The sequence below is a fragment of the Bradyrhizobium sp. 6(2017) genome (assembly GCF_011058295.2).
GTDB classification, from domain to species: Bacteria; Pseudomonadota; Alphaproteobacteria; order Rhizobiales; family Xanthobacteraceae; genus Bradyrhizobium; species Bradyrhizobium septentrionale.
In genome coordinates this window covers 247,407-262,317 of the sequence record NZ_CP049289.2, presented here as the reverse complement: position 1 = coordinate 262,317, position 14,911 = coordinate 247,407, and the positions used below count along the sequence as shown (strand labels likewise).

Annotated in this window: 13 protein-coding genes; 7 read left to right on the top strand and 6 right to left on the bottom strand. The window is 63.7% G+C overall.

The window, feature by feature from the left end; genetic code table 11:
* The first annotated feature begins 40 nt into the window (after positions 1–40).
* Positions 41–847 (top strand): outer membrane lipoprotein carrier protein LolA, encoded by an 807-nt coding sequence (locus G6P99_RS01220; RefSeq protein ID WP_035976813.1) that lies wholly within the window; start codon positions 41–43, stop codon positions 845–847.
* Positions 848–997: 150 nt separating this feature from the next.
* Positions 998–1,813: an exodeoxyribonuclease III gene (locus G6P99_RS01215; RefSeq protein ID WP_029080952.1), complete on the top strand. Its 816-nt coding sequence runs from the start codon at positions 998–1,000 to the stop codon at positions 1,811–1,813.
* Positions 1,814–1,959: 146 nt separating this feature from the next.
* Here G6P99_RS01215 and G6P99_RS01210 read toward each other — a convergent pair whose 3' ends face one another.
* Together G6P99_RS01210 and G6P99_RS01205 are read right to left on the bottom strand one after the other, a co-directional pair.
* Positions 1,960–2,400 carry a Crp/Fnr family transcriptional regulator gene (locus G6P99_RS01210; protein ID WP_029080953.1) on the bottom strand — a complete coding sequence of 147 codons (441 nt, stop codon included), beginning with the start codon at positions 2,398–2,400 and terminating at the stop codon, positions 1,960–1,962.
* Positions 2,401–2,457: 57 nt separating this feature from the next.
* On the bottom strand, positions 2,458–3,144 hold the full coding sequence (locus G6P99_RS01205) for a response regulator transcription factor (protein ID WP_016841446.1): 687 nt from the start codon (positions 3,142–3,144) through the stop codon (positions 2,458–2,460).
* 240 nt (positions 3,145–3,384) lie between these two features.
* Here G6P99_RS01205 and G6P99_RS01200 point away from each other — a divergent pair, with 240 nt between their 5' ends.
* On the top strand, positions 3,385–3,924 hold the full coding sequence (locus tag G6P99_RS01200; protein WP_029080954.1) for a L,D-transpeptidase family protein: 540 nt from the start codon (positions 3,385–3,387) through the stop codon (positions 3,922–3,924).
* Positions 3,925–4,027: 103 nt separating this feature from the next.
* A complete protein-coding gene (locus tag G6P99_RS01195; RefSeq protein WP_165127028.1) occupies positions 4,028–4,813 on the top strand; it encodes a 2-keto-4-pentenoate hydratase in 786 nt (261 codons plus the stop codon).
* A gap of 231 nt (positions 4,814–5,044) precedes the next feature.
* On the opposite strand, the gene G6P99_RS01190 is transcribed toward G6P99_RS01195, so the two are convergent.
* Positions 5,045–5,749 carry a YggS family pyridoxal phosphate-dependent enzyme gene (locus G6P99_RS01190; protein ID WP_029080955.1) on the bottom strand — a complete coding sequence of 235 codons (705 nt, stop codon included), beginning with the start codon at positions 5,747–5,749 and terminating at the stop codon, positions 5,045–5,047.
* A 108-nt stretch (positions 5,750–5,857) separates the two neighbouring features.
* Here G6P99_RS01190 and G6P99_RS01185 point away from each other — a divergent pair, with 108 nt between their 5' ends.
* Together G6P99_RS01185 and G6P99_RS01180 are read left to right on the top strand one after the other, a co-directional pair.
* Positions 5,858–7,549: a sensor domain-containing diguanylate cyclase gene (locus tag G6P99_RS01185; RefSeq protein ID WP_029080956.1), complete on the top strand. Its 1,692-nt coding sequence runs from the start codon at positions 5,858–5,860 to the stop codon at positions 7,547–7,549.
* A gap of 222 nt (positions 7,550–7,771) precedes the next feature.
* A complete protein-coding gene (locus tag G6P99_RS01180) occupies positions 7,772–10,993 on the top strand; it encodes an AAA family ATPase (RefSeq protein WP_165127026.1) in 3,222 nt (1,073 codons plus the stop codon).
* 81 nt (positions 10,994–11,074) lie between these two features.
* Here G6P99_RS01180 and G6P99_RS01175 read toward each other — a convergent pair whose 3' ends face one another.
* From G6P99_RS01175 to G6P99_RS01165, 3 genes are read right to left on the bottom strand one after another with little or no spacing between them, the layout of a single operon-like run.
* Positions 11,075–12,502, bottom strand: a complete 1,428-nt coding sequence (locus tag G6P99_RS01175) for a Dyp-type peroxidase (protein ID WP_156928574.1) — start codon at positions 12,500–12,502, stop codon at positions 11,075–11,077.
* Positions 12,499–13,260 (bottom strand): hypothetical protein, encoded by a 762-nt coding sequence (locus G6P99_RS01170; RefSeq protein ID WP_156928575.1) that lies wholly within the window; start codon positions 13,258–13,260, stop codon positions 12,499–12,501. Before G6P99_RS01170 ends, G6P99_RS01175 begins: the two co-directional genes overlap by 4 nt.
* Complete coding sequence (locus G6P99_RS01165) at positions 13,208–14,314, bottom strand: catalase (RefSeq protein WP_165127024.1); 1,107 nt, start codon at positions 14,312–14,314, stop codon at positions 13,208–13,210. Before G6P99_RS01165 ends, G6P99_RS01170 begins: the two co-directional genes overlap by 53 nt.
* Before the next feature lie 139 nt (positions 14,315–14,453).
* Between G6P99_RS01165 and G6P99_RS01160 the strand changes: the two genes are divergently transcribed.
* On the top strand, positions 14,454–14,576 hold the full coding sequence (locus G6P99_RS01160; RefSeq protein ID WP_256375168.1) for a hypothetical protein: 123 nt from the start codon (positions 14,454–14,456) through the stop codon (positions 14,574–14,576).
* Positions 14,577–14,911 lie beyond the last annotated feature (335 nt).

Here is a 14,911-nt window from a genome sequence, read left to right as displayed (position 1 = left end):
CCTGACATATCTGATGGCAAATCACCTCATTGACCGCGGCATGCGCACCGCGCTGGCTGTTCTCGCCGCCGCCGCGATCGCCGGCGCCGCAACCGCGCAGAACACGCCGGCGCCGAAGCCCGCACCCAACGCGGCACCGAAGGCTGCGCCGAAGGCCAGGGACGCTGCGAAGGATGCCGGCGCGCAGACCAATGCGGACAAGGGCCCGACCACCACCGGCGCCACCCAGGCACCGCCGAACCCGGTGATTCCCGATCCGCGCCGCAACGTCCCCGCCAACATCTTCCAGACCTTCGACGCCAATCAGAAGGCGCAGGCCGCCAAGGTCTCGGCCTATCTGTCGTCGCTGCAGACGCTGGTCGGGAATTTCGTCCAGGTCGGCCCCGACGGCAGCAAGACCAAGGGCGACTTCTACATCCAGAAGCCCGGCAAGCTGCGCTTCGAATATGACGATCCGAGCCCGATCGAGGTGATCGCCGACGGCTCGTCGGTCGCGGTGCGCGACCGCAGGCTCGCTACCCAGGACGTCTATCCACTGTCGCAGACCCCGCTGCGCTATCTGCTGTCGGACCGCATCGACCTGATGAAGGACACCAACGTCATCAGCGTCACCGCCGATGACGTGTTCGTCAGCATCACCATCGAGGAGAAGCAGGCGCTGGTCGGCACCAGCCGCTTCCTGCTGATGGTCGGCGCCAAGGACGGCAAGCTCAAGCAGTGGACCGTCACCGACCCGCAAGGCTACGACACCACAGTTGCGGTCTACAATCTCGACGCGACGCAGAAGCCCGATCCGGGGCTGTTCAAGATCGACTTCACGACCTATCCGGGCTCGTCGCCGGGCTAGGCGAGATGCGTAGGGCGGGTTAGCGCAGCGTAACCCGCCGCACTTGCGCGGATGGACGGCGGGTTACGCCTACGGCTAACCCGCCCTACGATCCTTGCTTGTGGACAACGCGCCAATCCGCCGCGAGAACCGTGCTAAGACGCAGCTCTCATGCGGTTCTCCGTCACCACCTGGAACATCAACTCGGTGCGCCTGCGCATCGACATCGTCGCCAAATTCCTGAAGAGCGCGCGGCCGGATGTGCTGTGCCTGCAGGAGACCAAATGCATCGACGATGCGTTTCCGCTGAAGCGCTTCAAGCGGCTCGGCTATGAGCACGTCGCCCTGAACGGACAGAAGGGCTATCACGGCGTCGCCATCGTCTCGCGCCTGCCGTTCGAGACGACCGACATCCGGACGTTCTGCGACAAGATCGATTCGCGGCACATTTCGGTGTCCTTCGGAGAAAAGGCGCAGCTCGCAAAGCCTGTGGTGCTGCATAATTTCTACGTGCCGGCCGGTGGCGACATTCCCGATCCCGCGCTTAATCCGAAGTTCGAGCACAAGCTGCAATTCCTCGACGAGATGAAGGCGTGCGAGCCGCTGCATCCGCGCGGTGACGCCCGCCACATCCTGGTCGGCGACCTCAACGTCGCGCCGCATGAGCACGACGTCTGGTCGCACAAGCAGCTGTTGAAGGTGGTCTCGCACACGCCTATCGAGACCGAGAAACTGCTCGCGGCGCAGGCGCATGGCGAATGGTTCGACATCGCGCGCGAGCGGATCCCGATGTCGGAAAAGGTCTACACCTGGTGGAGCTACCGCGCCGCCGATTGGACCGCCGGCGACCGCGGCCGCCGGCTCGATCACATCTGGGTCTCGCGCGCGCTGAAGGATCACGTCAGCGACTTCAAGATCACCCGCGACGCCCGCGGCTGGGAGCGCCCGTCGGACCACGTGCCGGTGACGGCGGTGATGGAGGTTTAAGGCTGACGTCAAACCCTGACCCGTCACCCTAAGGAGCGCGCTCTTGCGCGCGTCTCGAAGGGTCGACGGCCACCAGCGGGGCCGTTCATCCTTCGAGACGGCCGCGCTGCGGCCTCCTCAGATGACGGATTGTAGAACGACGACGGTTACGTGCTCAGCTTCCCGCCTGCGATCAGAATATCGCTCGCGAGCTGGCTGGTGCGCAGCGCGAGTTCGTCGCGCAGCCGGCGGGCCGCGCCGGGGTCGCTTTCCAACACGCGCTGGAACAGGCTGCGCGCGATGCGGATCACGGAGCCGCGCTCCAGTGCGGTGGCGGTCGACGGCCGCTTCATCGCGACGATCAATGCGAGCTCGCCGATCAGCGCGCCGGGGCCGGCGATGATTTCGGCGCCACCTTCCTCGACCCGAAAGGTGCCGCGCTGCACGACATAGCCGGCATCGGCGGCGTCGCCGACCTTGAACAGCACCTCGCCTGCATTGAAATCACGTTGCTCGGAGCCGATCGCTAGCATGCGCAAGGAACTCTCGCCCAACAGACGCATCGTCGGGACCCGCTCAAGCAGGGCTACGTCATCATCGATCGACATTCAGGGCCGGTAACCGCGGTGCGCCTCGATTTCACGAATCGTCGAGCGCGAAGCGTATCACGGCACCAGCTTGTAGCCACCGGCTTCCGTCACCAGGATTTCCGGGTTGGCGGCGTCCTTCTCGATCTTCTGGCGGAGGCGGTAGATGTGGGTTTCCAGCGTGTGGGTGGTGACACCGGAATTGTAGCCCCAGACTTCCTGGAGCAGAGTCTCGCGCGACACCGGCATCTGGCCGGCGCGGTAGAGGAAGCGCAGGATCGCGGTTTCCTTCTCGGTCAGCCGCACCTTCCTGGCATTGGCGCCGGTCAGCATCTTCGAGCCGGGGCGGAACGAGTAGGGGCCGACCGAGAATACCGCGTCCTCGCTGGCCTCGTGCTGGCGCAGCTGCGCCCTGATCCGGGCCAGCAGCACCGCGAAGCGGAACGGCTTGGCCACATAGTCGTTGGCGCCGCTTTCCAGGCCGAGGATGGTGTCGGAATCGGTGTCGTGGCCGGTCAGCATGATGATCGGAGCCTTGAAGCCGCCCTTGCGCAAGCTGCGGACCACTTCGCGGCCGTCGGTGTCGGGCAGGCCGACATCCATCAAGACCAGATCGGGGGAATTGGCTTTGGCGGCAGTGGCGCCCTTGGCGCCGGTGTCGACTGCGGAGGCTTCGAATTCCTCGTGCAGTGACAGCTGCTCGACCAGCGTATCGCGCAGATCGGTATCGTCATCCACGATCAAGATCTTGCGGGCATTGGCCATATGGTCATCCTTCGGGGGCGGGGCGGTCAGAAGCGGGCAGCGCTTACGGCCGTAGGTAGGCTACATACGCTCTCAGGTAGGCGATCATTACCGATTCACAAGGCAACGCAGCTTACCTCAAATCCGGCGGGGCAGGACGTGAATGTCCTGTAATGCCGGGAGATAGAATGATCTGCTCGTCCAAGGCAAGTTTAGTTTGGAACGATTCTTAAAGGAACATCAGCTATTTCAATCACTTATATGACAGATAAACGTGATCATCCGCTCTCGCTCATCGAAGTCCGGCGTGCCGCCGGCGACCCGCGCCGCGGCTGGCTTTCGGCCGACGGTTGGACCGTGCCGGTGGCGCTCGGGCGCGGCGGAATTCTCGCCAACAAGCGCGAAGGCGACGGCGGCACCCCGCGCGGCATCTTCCATCCGAGGCAACTCTGGTGGCGCGCCGACCGGCACCGGCAGCCAAAGACCTTGCTGCCGGCCCGGCCGATCCGCCGCGAGGATGCCTGGTGCGAGGACCCCAGAGATCGCCACTACAACCGGCCGATCAGGCTCGATCGGGAGCAGGGCGGCGACCGCCTGACCCGCGCGGATCATCTCTACGACTTTATTGTCGAGATCGATCACAACGCCGCACCCCGCGTCGCCGGTCGCGGCAGCGCCGTATTCCTGCATCTGGCGCGGCCGAATTTTGCGCCGACCGCGGGCTGCGTCTCGATGACGAAGACCTCGATGCTGCGGCTGTTGCGACGGATGTCTTCGCAGACCAGGATCGTCATCGGGTAGGGTGTTGCAATAGCTGAGCATCGGTTTTCCCACGCGACAAGCGCGACGCGTTTGTGGTGAGATTGCGCGCAACACAAAAATATTCCCGCGGGAGCGAAGAACCATGCTCGACAACAACGAGATCGCGGCCGCCGCAAAAGTCCTGCACGATCACTGGCACGCCGGAACAAAACTCGGCGCGCTCGACGGCGCGATGCGGCCGCGCGATCGCGCCGAGGGCTATGCGGTGCAGGCTCAGCTAGAAAAGACGTCGCGCGAAAAACTGTTCGGCTGGAAGATCGCGGCGACCAGCGAGGCCGGCCAGAAGCACATCAATGTCGCGGGACCGCTCGCCGGACGCATCCTCGCCGAGACGCTGATCGCTGATGGCGGCACGGCGTCGATGAAGGGCAACGAGATGCGCGTCGGCGAACCGGAATACGCCTTCCGCATGGCGCGCGATCTCGTGCCGCGCACGACGCCCTACAGCGTGCAGGAGGTGTTGGAGGCAGTCGGCACGCTGCATCCGGCGATCGAGATTCCGGATTCGCGCTTCGCGGATTTCGTCTCCGCCGGCGAAGCGCAGCTGATCGCCGACAATGCCTGCGCGCATCTGTTCGTGCTCGGACCTGCGACGTCAGCGGACTGGCGTGCGATCGATCTTGTCGAAGAACGCCCGCTCATTACACTGCGCGGCGAGCGCTACACCGGCCACGGCAAGAACGTGCTCGGCGATCCCCTGATAGCACTTACCTGGTGCGCCAACGAGCTGTGCGCGCTCGGGCTGACCTTGCGGGCAGGGCAGGTCGTCACCACAGGCACCTGCCACCCGCCGCTGCCGATCGCAGCCGGCGATCATTTCCAGGCGGATTTCGGCGCGATCGGAAAAGTGTCGGTGAAGTTCGCGTAGGCGGCGCACGCGCCACACACTCCGCCGTCGTCCCTGCGAAGGCCGGGACCGCGGCCATCAGACATTCTTCCAACAGCCGAGCCAACACCGTCATCCTGAGGTGCGAGCGGAGCGAGCCTCGAAGGGTGCACGGCCCGGCTGGTGGCCGTCGATCCTTCGAGACGCCGCTTCGCGGCTCCTCAGGATGACGGGTTTAATCTCGGTGTGATCCCAGCGAACCGCCCTGCAACACTACGCGTGCGCCACCGTCCGCGTCCCAAAAATCGCCGAGCCCACCCGCACATGGGTGGCGCCCATCTGGATCGCCACGGCAAAATCCGCGCTCATCCCCATCGACAAATTCTTCAGCCCGTTGCGCGCGGCGATCTTGGCGCACAGCGCGAAGTGCGGCGCCGGCGCCTGGTCGACAGGGGGGATGCACATCAGCCCCGAGATCGGCAGGCCATATTTGTCGCGGCACGCGGCGATGAAGCTATCGGCGTCCTGCGGCGCGACGCCGGCCTTCTGCGGCTCCTCCCCGGTATTGATCTGGACGAACAGGTCCGGGTGCTTCTGCTGATTTTTGATTTCCTTGGCTAACGCTTCGCAAATGCTGGTGCGATCCACCGAATGGATCGCGTCGAACAGCGCGACCGCCTCCTTGGCCTTGTTCGACTGCAGCGGCCCGATCAGATGCAGCTTCAATCCTGGACTAACCTGGATTAACTCCGGCCACTTGCCCTTGGCTTCCTGCACGCGATTTTCGCCAAATGCGCGCTGACCCGCGCCGATAATCGGCAAAATTGCGTCGGCAGCAAAGGTCTTCGACACCGCGATCAGCGTCACCGATGCGCGGTCGCGCCGCGCTTCCTTGCAGGCATGCGCGATCTCCCGCTCCACGGCGGCGAGGCCGTGTGGTGAATCGGCCGATAACGGCGTGGTCGGGCTTTGCGTCATGCTTGTGCCGTTCTCTGACAGGATGCGGGGGTTGGCTCGAATTTTACCAAATTCGGGAAAGGCTTTTGAAGCCCTTCATTTTACCTTGCGCACGGGCAAGGGAATAGAATGTCGGGCGTCAATTTCAACCGCAACCGCGTCAAACTCAAGAAGGTTCTGGGAATTCGCACCCGGCTGGCCTTGCTTGCGCTGATGCTGGTCGCGCCCTTGATGCTCGATCGCGTCCGCACGCTGGAGAATTTCCGCACAACGCAGATCGCGCAGGCCGCCGCCGGCTATGCCAATTTGACCGCGCACGCCGCCGAAACCCAGCGCGAGGTGGTCTCCTCGGTCGAGACCATGCTGAAATCCGCCGCCTATATCCGTGCCTCCGGCGGCATCGCACAGAGCTGCGAGGTGCTGCGCGCCAGCCTGCCGACGGTGCTGCCCTGGATCCGCAGCATCATGTTCGTCTCCAGGGACGGGCTGGTGCAGTGCTCGACCCTCAACAGCCAGGTCGGGATGAATATCGGCGACCGCGAGTATTTCAAGAAGGCGCAAGACAACCGCGGCTTCGTGTTCAGCGACTATCTGCGCGGCAGGACCAATGGCCGGGCGATGATGATGGCGGCCTATCCGGTGGCCGCGATCAATCCCGAGCAGGATGCCGTCGTGGTCGCCGGCATCAACATCGACTGGCTGTCCCAGATCATGGCCAATCTCGGCGGCCAGCCCGGCATGTCGGCGGTGCTGGTCGACTCGACCGGCGTCGTGATCGCGGCACCGGCGGATCATGCGAGCCTGATCGGCCGCTCGCTCGACACCATCCCGTTGATGGCGGCGATTGCCGAGAAGGCGCTGAGCTATGACGATCCATCAGGCTCGGTGTCGTTCACCGCAGCCGACGGCGGCCAGCGCACGCTGAGCTTCGCCCGCATCACCGGAACGCAGTCGCGGCTGATCGTCAGCATGGACGAGGCCAAGGTCACGGCGGCGATCAGCCGCGAGATCCGCACCGCCTATCTGCAGCTCGGCTTCGTCTGTCTTTTCGTTTTGTTGGGTGCCCTCGTCGGCGCGGAACGGCTCGTGATCCATCCGATCGAATTGATGACCAGCATGGCGCGGCGATTCGGCGAGGGTGACTGGTCGGCGCGCGTCGCCAAGCACAGGCTGCCGGCGGAATTCGTCCCGCTGGCGCGCGCTTTCAACGCGATGGCGGCGCAGCTCAGCCAGCGCGAGCGCGAGCTCGTGGCGTCCAATGACCGTCTCACCGTGATGGCCTCGATCGACGCGCTGTCCGGCCTCGCCAATCGCCGCGGCTTCCAGAGCCGGCTGGATTTCGAATGGATGCGGGCGCAGCAATATGATTGCGAGCTGTCGCTCCTGATGATCGATGTCGATCACTTCAAGCTCTACAACGACACCTACGGCCATCCCGAGGGCGACGTCTGCCTGACCAGGATCGGCGAAACGCTGGCCGGGATCGCCGCCGACACCATGGGCTTTGCCGGCCGCTATGGCGGCGAGGAATTCTGCCTGCTGCTGCCGAATACCGACGCCGCGCATGCCCTCGCGATCGGCGAGACCGTGCGCACCGCCGTGCTCGGCCTCGCCGTGCCGCATGCACCGTCCAGCTACTGCGTTGTGACGGTCAGCGTCGGCGTCGCGACCACAAAACCGAACGACACCCAGCGCCCCGGCGACCTGATCGAAGCCGCCGACGCCGCCCTCTACGCCGCCAAGCGCCGCGGCCGCAACGCCGTGATCGAGCACGGATTCTTGCAGACGCTGGACGAAGCCGGCATGGCGCTGGCGAGCTGACTGTATCGCCGTGCAGCGGTGATGGACCCGCCCTCAAGAGAAGCGGAAGCATCGCCGTTCCAAAGCAGCGTTTTCCGGCGCAAAATCAGCTGTACGACTGCGAGCACATGGTGTTCTATCCGTGGAACCGGCTGCCTGGGCGCAGGATTGGCAGCGACAACGGGGACTTGCCGTCTATCTGGCCTTGCGGCAGGTACGGCGGAAACAGAACATGGTGGCGTCATGAACAGCCTGCCGAATCCGGATCAGGCGGGCGACCTTCAGTGGACCCGGTTGCCGACGAATGTCGGGAGCGAGGCTGCGCATGCCGAGCGCCGGCAGCTGACTGTGGCATTTGTCGACATCGTCGGCTCGACACCCCTGAGTGAGCGCATCGATCCCGAAGAATTCTTTGCGATTATCAAAACCTACCGCGATATCTGCGACGAGGAGATCAAGCGCTATGGCGGTCACATCGCCAGACTGATTGGCGACGGATTGCTGGCCTATTTTGGCGTGCCACAAGCCCATGAAAACGATCCCGAACGCGCGGTGCGCGCTTCGCTGGCGGTCGCCGCGGCGATCAAGGACCACCAGTTTCCGCTGTCGGATGGCAGCTTCGTCCGCCTTGGTGTGCGGATCGGGGTGAATACCGGGGTGGTCGTCGTCGGCAGCGTGCCCGGCGAGCCCCCCGAACGGCGGGAAGTGTTCGGCAGCTCCGCACATGTCGCGGCCCGCCTGCAAGGGCTCGCCGGCGAGAATGGTGTCGTGGTCGGGGCGAGCACTTACGAGCTGACCCGCGGAACATTCAACTACGTGCCGCTTGGCAGACGACCGCTCAAGGGCGTGGAGGAGCCGGTCGACGCCTGGAGTGCGGAAGCTCTTGCGCCCAGCGAGAGCCGGTTCGACAGGGCGCAGAGGTTGCCTCTTGCTCCGATGATCAGCCGAGCCAGCGAAAGCGCGCTGCTTGCCGAGATGTGGCAGCAGACGGTCGCGGGCGCAGGACGCGTCGGCCTCATTTCCGGCGAGCCCGGTATCGGCAAGTCGCGCCTGATCCGCCAGTTCCGCAGCTCCCTTGATGCGTCGCGCCGCGGTGTTGTGTCGCTGCAATGCTCGCCGTTCCACATCAACACGCCGCTTGCCCCGGAAATCGAGCGGCTCAGGCGCGTGACCGGCATCCAGGAGGCCGACGACGCAGAACTCGCATTGGCAAAATTACGCTCGTTTTTGGCAAGAGAAGCCCCCAACGTCACGAACGCGCTGAGCTACTACGGGGCTGTCCTGTCGATACCCGCCTGCTCGGAATACGAACCCGTGGATCTCGGGTCTCCCTTTGAGCGCGACCGGGCTTTTCAGGCGTTCATCGATGTTCTCATCGCGGCCTCGCGCAAGCGGCCCATCCTGATTGTCGCGGAGGACGTCCAGTGGATCGACCCAACCACCATCGAACTGGTGGGACGAATAACAGCTCGCTGTTCCGGCGAGCGGGTGATGATCCTGATCACACATCGCGATGACTACCAGGCAGACTGGTTGCCGGGCTCGGCAGTTCGACGGATTGCCCTGCAAAAGCTGGCACCGCACGAATGCGAGCAAATGGTGGCAGCCGTTGCAGGCGGCGATGTCGTCTCACGCCGGATCACCAGCCAGATCGTTGCAAGAACGGATGGCGTGCCACTTTTCATCGAGGAGTTTACGCGGGCCGTGATCGATGCCCGCACGGTCGAGCGCACTGCTGACGGTTTGACGCTGAGCAGGAAATTGCCCGAAACGTTGGTGCCGTCGAGTATTCAGGACTCGCTGATGGAGCGCCTTGATCGCCTTGGTCCGGCCAAGCGTGTCGCCCAGATCGCCTCCGTGTTCGGGAGGCAATTCAGTTATGAAGGTATTTTCAACGTCCTTCCAGGCAGAGACCAAACGCTGCAATTCGCGTTGCGGGCGCTGGAGAGCGCAGAGATCGTGTATCGCGTCGAGCAGTCCCAAGGCGCCATCTTCGCGTTCAGGCACGCGATGATACAGGAGGCCGCCTACTCCTCGCTGCTCAAGGAGGAGCGCCGCGAGCTCCATGCGCGCGTCGCGTCATGGATGCTTCAGGAGGCCGCGATCCGGGAGAGCAGTCAGCCCGCCGTGCTCGGCTATCACTATGCGCGCGCAGGCAATATTCCGGAAGCGATCGAGGCCTGGCTTCAGGCCGGCAAATCGGCGCTCCGCCGATCAGCCACCAAGGAGGCCGTGGCCCATCTGCGCGAAGGCCTCTCGCTGATTCCGCGGCTGCCTGCTTCACAGCAGCGCTTCGAAGCTGAAATCGCGCTGCAATCCAACCTGGCGATGGCCTACACCGCGAACGCAGGGTGGTCCGATCCGCACGTCTATGGATCCTACAGTCGCGCACTCAAGCTTTGCGCGAGCCATGGCACCACGCGTGAGAAGGCGACGGTGCTGTGGGGAAGTGCCATAGCGAAGCTGGTCAACTGCGAGCTCACCAAGGGCCTCGAGCACGCGGAGGATTTTGTCCGGAGGGCCGAGGAGTGGCGCGACGACGAGGCCGCCCTCATGGCGTACACCGCCGCCCTGATCGCCAATTTCTTTCTCGGTCGTCTGGAGCAGGCGAGCAAGCTCGCCGCTCTGATCAGCGCCCGTTACAATTCTCGTGATCACGGCAAGCTGGTCCAGATCTATCAGCATGATCCATTGATCGTGTCGCTGGTCTATTCCGGACACATCGAATGGCTGTTGGGCCGGCCCGGTCGCGCCAGAGAGTGCTGTGAGACGGCGCGGCAGCTCGCCAATGAGATCGGGCATCCTTTCATGCTGGCATTCGCCTCCATTCTTGGCGTGTCCGATCACTGGTATGAAGGCGATCTTGCAGCCAACCTTGCCAGCGTCGAACGCGGCCTGAAGGTCGCTGATGAGTTTGGCTATCCAATGTACCGGGTCATCGGTCCCTTATGGGCGACCTCTGCGCTGGCTGCACGAGGCTCTGCGCCTGTTGTGCTCGAGCAACTGTGCGGCCTGCTGGAAAAACTACCCGTCGAGGATCGGTGCATTCAGATGCCGCTCTATCGGATTCTGCTCGCCACCGAATTCGGACGGATCGGGCAGATCGAAAGGGCTCGAAGCTTCGCGGCTTCGGCTGCGTCCCTGGTGAAGCAAACCGGCGAGCGCTGGGCTGCTCCCGAGATCGATCGGATCCACGGCTCGCTGTTGTGCCAGGAACCATTGCGAGACGACCGGGCTGCCATGCGCCTGTTCAAACGCTCGCTTACCTCTGCCAGGAAGCTCGGGGCTGTCGGCTGGGAATTGCGCACGGCGATCAGCATCGCGCGCTTGCTCGGCGCCAGCGAGAGCGCATCCAGACGCGCCGAGGCACGAGACCTGCTGATCTCGACCCGAGCGAAATTTGCATCCGCGGAGAAGTCCCGCGATCTGCGTGAGGCTGATGACCTGGTGAGAACGCTGAGCTAGCCAATCCCTCGCTGACGAAGTCATGCGTCGACACTCTGCTGCGGACAGGCAGCCGAATGGCCTTCGGCCTGTTTGGGCGACTTACGTCGTCAGCGATCCCAAATGGCGGATCGCCCGGAGGCTCGGCAGAAACGCGTAGGCGCCGCCCTGGGTACTGACGAATCGCGGCAAACCCCGCAGCCGGATCGTGCTGCCGGATTTGAGCGGCAAGTCGAACCAGCTGGCGGCCGGATCGTTCGCGCCCGTGACCGGATCGTTGGATCCGGTGATGCGCGGATCCTGCAGGCCGAGGTTGAGCCAATCGCAGGACATGGCCTCGAACTGGGCGCCGAGGTTTGCCCCTATGAAGTTGCCCAGCAGGCCTCGCTCCGGTTCGGGTTTGCGCGGCTGCGTCCGATCATAGGCTGGCCCGTAAGGCACGCCTCGCCGGACAAGGCGCCGGCTGTTGTTCGCCACCCGTTGCACGATTTGTCCGCCCCGCGGGTTGCTCCGGCGGATATGGGCTCCGTAGGGGCAACGGGACTCGCCCACGTAGTCGAACTTCTCCTTGACCAGTTTGGGATCAGGCAAGTCCGCCGAGAGGGCCAGCGGCGTGCCATCGCGCCATCGGCCGCACAGGTTGGCGGCGACGATCTCGCGCAAGGCACCGTGAGGCGTCAGGCCTTCGATCGAGAGGATTTGGCCGATTTTCGCTTCAGCGCCGGGCGGCAGCAATTCGCCGACGGCCCGCGTGTCCTTGAGCAATTCGTCGGCGGCCTGATCGAGATATTCCTCGAAGCCTGCGACGTCCTGCTTCAGCACGCGAAAGGCGTTGAAGGTGCCGTTGTGTCCCAACTCTTCGGGCTGAGGAACCCGCCACATCAAACCTTCCAGGTTGGTCCGATGCCCCAGCAATACGGTGCCGAGCGGAGCCCTGGGTTGTCCGTCGTCATAGCGATCCGAGTCATGAATGCCCTCGAACCTTGGTTGCATGATGTTGTCGCGGTAGCCGAAGTGAACGCGGTCATCGGGGAAGCTGCAGCCCTCGCGGGTGCCGACCAGCGTGACGGCGCTTGTGTCGGCGAGGGCGCGCTTCTGGACGTCGTCCAGCTGCTCGGCCTTCTCGGCGTAGATCGTCGCGATGAGATGGATCCGCTTGGGCTCGTTGAAGGGTTTCGGCCAGGTTTCCGGCGCGCTCGGTCCGACATCGCCGAGCTTCAAGGCGCGGGCGGTCATGCCCTCGATGAACTCGTTCGGGAACATTTCAAGCGAAGCGCTCGGCGTGCCGAGGGCGCGCAATCCCTCGTAGGTCAGACCGATGTTGAAACAGGTGTCCGGCTTGCTTGCCCCCCAGTCTCCGCTCGTGATCTGCGGAACACCATCGCTGCGCCCGGACGTCGAGGCGGCGAGCCAGCGCCTGGCCGCCACGCGATCGGCGACTTCCAGGATGAGGTAGCGCACGTACGGCTTCTTGGTGTAGCCACGCAAGATGTTGCCCTGCAGATCAGCCAAGTTGATCATGGCGCTCACCAGCCTAGCTCCAATCGTTCGCGGACCTGAGCCGCCGAAAATCCGGGATAGGCCCGGTAGCCGCTGCCGAGCGAAACGTTCGGATTGGCGCGAAGCTGCAGCACCAGTTTGCGCGGCAGCAGGGTCAGATCGTCATTGACGGGTGATACGGCCCTGTCTCCATTCAAGGCTTCCTGATCCCTCAGAAAATCGGTGGCGGTGTCCGGCACCTGGTACAGGTCGCGCTCGTGCACCCATTGGATGAACGCGTCGACATTCTTCTCGCAAGGGATCACATCATCTCCGCCTTCGACGAGCCCGACCACGGCATCGAACACGCTGCCGATCGTGGCGATGAAGTCACGAATGTAATTGGTGAAATCCCCGTCATAGACGGAGAACATGCAAATGTTGTCGCCGACGATGACGAAACGGGCAAAGTGCACCGTGCCGACATTGTTCAATCCGGCATAGATCGCATCCTTGTTTTGCGCGATCGCCAGCGCGGCTTCCGCTCGTCCGATCGGCGACTTGACCTTGAGCGGCATGATCAGATTCATCATGCACTGGACATTGTCACCGTGCTGGAACGACGCGTGGGGACCACCGGGCAGGGGCTTCACCGGCGTTTTTCGCGCCCAGTAGGGCACCAGGATCCATGACGCCGCGCGCTTGAAGAAGAGGGTCGTGGGCAACCAGTCCACAAAACGATCGAGCACACCTGCATCACTTGGCATCATCCGGCCTCCACTTGAAGGGACACCCGCCGCGCATTTCACGCGAGGCTTCATAGGCGCCCAGGCGGGCCTTGAGGATCGGATCCTCGGAGGGTTCGATGCCGGGCGCGAGACGGTTGGGATTGAAGCTGATGCGTTCGCCGGCCTTTTCCTGATCTTCGGCCACCTCGATCAGGGTCAGGGTCCCCATGGCGATCCGGATTCGTGTCCCCGGCCAGGGCTTTGTGGGATCGTTGAGCTCATCGCCCGCCTCGCCGATCGTCATCATCAACATGAATCGGGCCGGCCACCGCCGCAGGCGGTCTCGCAGCTCCGCGCGCAGATAGTCGTCGCGCGGCGCGGCGAGGGGATCGGTGTTGCAAACGCCTGCGACCGGCTGCCAGGAAAAGCGAACGGGGCGGCGAACGCCATTGGGTGCCGTCACCCAGAAGGTGTGGACGGCGTGATAGGCCGCGCGGGCATAGCTCACCGGCGCGCCGATCAGGCCGACCTGAAATATTCCCAGCTGTGCAAACCGGTGCTGGTCGGCGTAATGCAGTGCTCCCGCATCGACGCTCTTTTTCTCGCTCGGGTACGGGTTGCGCCGAGGCACCTTAAGCTGCAAAAGGTCGCCAAGCTTGCTCCACCAGGTCTCTCTTTGATACGGCGCGAGCGTCGCGACCTCCGAGAATCCGAAAAATTCCTCGACATTGCGCACGAAGAATTCGGCAAGCGTCGTGGCGATCAGGTCGCTCGCCGTCCCGTCCGACAGGTGAAAACGTGTCGCCATTCCCCGGACATCGGACCATCCATCATGCCGCTCCGGCCCCCCCAATCCGTTGGAGAATCGCACCGACGCGTCGACGGGCTTTCCGTTGAAATGCTCCGCGGTGCAATAGGTGCGCGCCACATTCGACGCCACGAATTTGCCCTTCACGCCGATGCCGAGCGTGTGAACCGGCCGCTGCCCGGGGACCGGAGCCGGCAAGTTCTTGATGATGACCTCGACGAGCTGCTTAGCTACTGATGGATCGACCATGCCCCGCTCCATTGCACGGACCGCTGAGGGTGTGCCGTCGGGACGCTCGGTGCCGTTAGCGTTGTCGATCGAATTCATCCTGCGCCCCTGGCACCGATGTTACATTCGATCGCCGGCCGGATATGTGACGTCGTTCACAAAGTACCGAACAGAGATCCGCGCAATTTGAAGCGAATAGGTTCGACACTCCCGACGGCGCAGCGCGCGGACCGATAGAGTGATCAGCGAGACCGCGCGCACCGCCGTGCTCGGCTACGCCAAGCGCCGCGGCCGCAACGCCGTGATCGAGCACGGGATCGTGCAGCCGCTGGATAAAGCCGGGATGGCGCTGGCGAGTTGACTGTGTCGCCGCGCAGGGCGGATCAACCGAATCCATTCCACCGCTTGGGCACGTACTCGTGAAGGTCCATTTCTGACGCCGAAGCGGTAGTTGCCTGGATCGGTCGTCGTTGCCGGCCTTTTGACCCGAAGCGGAAGTCGAATCTTGTTGGCTTCTGCAACCACCGTCGTTTTTTCATCCGATCTGGCGACGAGGTGTTTAAGCAGATTCGGCCGGAATCTCGGCAGAGAAATATGCTAGGCTCGGCCCGAAGGCCGTGGGCACGGCAATCAGACGACGCGAGTTAGTGGGTCTCCTTTGCGGACAGATTGCCGCGCGCAACGGTCGCTCAGACT

What these genes read in the sequence shown, in the direction of transcription:
- G6P99_RS01190 (WP_029080955.1), bottom strand. Translation starts at nt 5,749, where the DNA reads ATGACGCAAAGCCCGACCACGCCGTTATCGGCCGATTCACCACACGGC.
- G6P99_RS01210 (WP_029080953.1), bottom strand. Translation starts at nt 2,400, where the DNA reads ATGTCGATCGATGATGACGTAGCCCTGCTTGAGCGGGTCCCGACGATG.
- G6P99_RS01180 (WP_165127026.1), top strand. Translation starts at nt 7,772, where the DNA reads ATGAACAGCCTGCCGAATCCGGATCAGGCGGGCGACCTTCAGTGGACC.
- G6P99_RS01165 (WP_165127024.1), bottom strand. Translation starts at nt 14,314, where the DNA reads ATGAATTCGATCGACAACGCTAACGGCACCGAGCGTCCCGACGGCACA.
- G6P99_RS01205 (WP_016841446.1), bottom strand. Translation starts at nt 3,144, where the DNA reads ATGGCCAATGCCCGCAAGATCTTGATCGTGGATGACGATACCGATCTG.
- G6P99_RS01200 (WP_029080954.1), top strand. Translation starts at nt 3,385, where the DNA reads ATGACAGATAAACGTGATCATCCGCTCTCGCTCATCGAAGTCCGGCGT.
- G6P99_RS01220 (WP_035976813.1), top strand. Translation starts at nt 41, where the DNA reads ATGCGCACCGCGCTGGCTGTTCTCGCCGCCGCCGCGATCGCCGGCGCC.
- G6P99_RS01185 (WP_029080956.1), top strand. Translation starts at nt 5,858, where the DNA reads ATGTCGGGCGTCAATTTCAACCGCAACCGCGTCAAACTCAAGAAGGTT.
- G6P99_RS01195 (WP_165127028.1), top strand. Translation starts at nt 4,028, where the DNA reads ATGCTCGACAACAACGAGATCGCGGCCGCCGCAAAAGTCCTGCACGAT.
- G6P99_RS01215 (WP_029080952.1), top strand. Translation starts at nt 998, where the DNA reads ATGCGGTTCTCCGTCACCACCTGGAACATCAACTCGGTGCGCCTGCGC.